1 protein-coding gene is annotated in these 3,468 nt (G+C 68.4%); it reads left to right on the top strand.

The genetic code is table 11. The annotated features are described in order from the left end of the window. The first annotated feature begins 161 nt into the window (after nt 1-161). On the top strand, nt 162-3,428 hold the full coding sequence (locus ACWGH4_RS32950; RefSeq protein ID WP_453467315.1) for a LamG-like jellyroll fold domain-containing protein: 3,267 nt from the start codon (nt 162-164) through the stop codon (nt 3,426-3,428). Nucleotides 3,429-3,468: the final 40 nt, after the last annotated feature.

The following is a 3,468-nucleotide window of genomic DNA, read 5'->3' as shown; positions in this document are numbered from 1 at the left end:
GCCCTGCCCCCGTGGGCGGCCGACGGCCGAGGCCGCTCGACGAGCGTGCCCGGACGCGGAGGCCGCCTTCCTCGAGGGCGGACACCCCCCATCACCGGATCCCATCTGCGCATCACTCCTCACAGGCCCGGCTCCGATCCCTCTGTGCGAGGAAAGATTCGATGACAAGACAACTCACCCGCCCCAGAACCAGGTTGTGGGCCCTGCTGACCGCAGCCGTCCTGACGCTGCCGGTCAGCGGCCTGGTGCCCACCGCATCGGCCGCCGAGCCGATCAGCACCGTGTCAGGGTCCGCCGCCGAGAACGCCGCCATCGAGGTGCACGGCCTCAAGGGCGAGTACTTCAGCATGTCGGCGCCCGGTGCCCGGGACTTCGCCGACCTCGGCGGCGTATCGCTCGATCCGCAGATCAACTTCCCCGGCCTCGCGGCCACTTTCGAGTCGCTGACCGGGCGCGCGGAGCACACCACCGCCCGCTGGACAGGCATGATCGAGGCGCCCGCCACCGGGGACTACACCTTCTACGGCATCGGCGACAACGGCTTCCGGCTGTTCATCGACGGCAAGCCCGTCATCGACCACTGGGAGCCCGACTGGGACAGGGAGCAGACCAGCGCGCCGGTCAGGCTGACCGCCGGCGAGAAGCTCGAGTTCCGTCTGGAGATGTTCCAGGACTTCGGCGGGGCGAACATGTTCCTGCGGTGGTCGAGTCCGTCGATGGGCAAGCAGCTCGTGCCCGAGACGGCCTTCACCCCGCCCGCCGGCTTCCAGGTCTACCCGGTGGAACTGTCCGTCGCCGAGGACGGCCGGCAGCTACGGGCCCGGTTCGAGAACGAGGTCGGCGACATCGAGGCGGTCAAGGACCACCTGAAGATCGAGGCCGACACGACGGCCATGCCGATCAGCTCGGTCGCCGTCGACTCCGGCGACCCCAACTCCCTGCTCGTCACCCTCGCGGCGCCGATCCAGAAGAACCAGCAGGTCAAGGTGGTCTACGACGGTGAAGGCGGCCTCAAGGCCGGCACCGAGACCGTGCCGCAGATCATCCGCTCGGCGCGGAACGCCTCCACGCACCGGCTCACCACGGCATGGGGCGACAAGGTCGACAAGAACAACCCGCTGCCCGAGTACCCCCGCCCGCAGCAGGTGCGCGGCAAATGGAAGAACCTGAACGGACCCTGGCAGTTCAGCGGCGCCGGCGCGGGCGAGCAGCCCGTCTTCGGCAAGGACCTCGACGAGAAGATCATCGTGCCGTTCCCGGTCGAGTCGCAGCTGTCCGGGCTCGAGCGGCACGAGGACCACATGTTCTACCGCAAGCTGGTGAACGTGCCCCGTGACTGGAAGGTCGGCAGGGGCAACCGGCTGAAGCTCAACTTCGGCGCCGTCGACTACCGGGCCCGTGTCTGGGTCAACGGCAAGCAGGTCGCCGAACACACCGGCGGTTACAACGCCTTCAGCGCCGACGTCACCGACGCGCTCAAGGGCACCGGACCGCAGGAGGTCGTCGTCGCGGTCACCGACACGGGCGGCGCCAACCAGCCGATGGGCAAGCAGTCCACCAACCCCAGCGGCATCTTCTACACCCAGACCTCGGGCATCTGGCAGACGGTCTGGATGGAACCCGTCGCCGACGCCTCGATCGACAACGTCGTCACCACGCCCGACATCGACACCAGCAGCCTGGCGGTGACCGTCGAGTCCGACGACGCCTCCGCGAACGCCCGTGTCGAGGCCATCGCCCGCGACACGAACGGCGAGGTCGTCGGAAGGGTCAGCGGGCCCGCCAACAGCAAGCTGCGGCTGCCCGTGGCGAAGCAGCACCTGTGGACCCCGGACGACCCGTACCTGTACGACCTCGACGTCAAGCTGACCGACGGCAGGTCGACCGACAGGATCGACAGCTACTTCGGTATGCGCAAGATCGGGATCGAGAAGGTCGGCGGCTTCCAGAAGCTCGTGCTCAACGGCGAGCCGGTCTTCTCCCTCGCCACGCTCGACCAGGGATTCTGGCCCGACGGGCTCTACACCCCGCCCAGCGACAAGGCCCTGGCCTTCGACCTCCAGGCCCACAAGAAGCTCGGCTTCAACGCCGTCCGCAAGCACATCAAGGTGGAGTCGCCGCGTTGGTTCTACCACGCGGACCGGCTCGGCCTGCTGGTCTGGCAGGACTTCGTCTCCGGGAACATCACCAACGAGACAGGACAGAAGGCCTTCGTCGACCAGGGCCGCGAGATGATGCGCCAGCATCACAACTCGCCCTCCGTCATCGGCTGGATCGTCTTCAACGAAGGCTGGGGCGAGTGGAACCGTGAGGAGAGCGGCCGCATCGCCGAGTCGGTCAAGGCCGCCGACCCGTCCCGTGTCGTCAATGCCCACAGCGGCGTCAACTGCTGCAACTCCAAGGGCGACTCGGGCAAGGGCGACATCATCGACCACCACGATTACAACAACACCGACCCGGCCTTCCCCGACGCGAACCGGGCCGCGATGGACGGCGAGCACGGAGGCTTCACGCTGCGCACCCCGGGCCACATGTGGCCGGGCGCTCCCACGGTGATCTACAGCGGTGTGGCCGACAAGGACGCGCTCACCCGCAAGTACGTCGAGAACACCGAGAAGTTCTACCTCGAGCAGGCCGGCGCCGAACTGTCCGGCTCCGTCTACACCCAGATCTCCGACCTGGAGAACGAGCTCAACGGGCTGTACACCTACGACCGCCGGGAGATCAAGGTCGACCCGGTCAAGGTGCGCGACATCAACCGGAGGATCATCGCGGCCGGCGCCGCCGCGGGCGAGCGCGACGAGCTGAAGGGCGGCGGCTACTGGGCCCTCGACGAGGGCCAGGGAACCACCGCACGGGACGAGGGTCCCAACAACAAGCCCCTGGAGCTCACCGCAGGCACCACCTGGACGCCGGGCGTCAGCGGCAGTGCGCTGAGGTTCGACGGCCAGGGCCAGTTCGCCGAGACCGAGGGCCCGGTGCTCGACACCACCAAGAGCTACTCCGTCTCCGCCTGGGTCACGCTCGACGCGGTCCCCGGCAACTACGCGACCGCCGTCAGCCAGGACGGCCGCCGCCAGGAGAATCCGTTCTACCTCCAGTACGGGCAGGGCGCCTTCGCGTTCAGCACACCCGGCGGCCACCGCGCCCGCGTGGAGACGGTGCCCCAACTCGGTCGCTGGTACCACCTCGTCGGCGTGCGCGACACCGTGGGCAACGACATCAAGCTGTACCTCGACGGCAAGCTGGTGGCGACCGCCGAACCCGGCCCGGCCGACGTCAGCACCGGCCCCCTCTCCGTCGGCCGTGCCCGGTGGAACGGCGGGAACGTCGACTTCTGGAACGGTTCGATCGACCAGGTCCACGCCTTCGACAAGGCACTCACCGCCGAGGAGGTGAGTGCTCTCCACGCCGGGGAGAAGCCGTAGCCTCAAGGCTGAACGGTCCCCGGCGAGCGGTGCCGACCGC

This window comes from Streptomyces sp. NPDC054847 (genome assembly GCF_053610925.1).
Note: the sequence above shows the minus strand (reverse complement) of the source record. Positions and strands in the feature narration are given on the sequence as shown.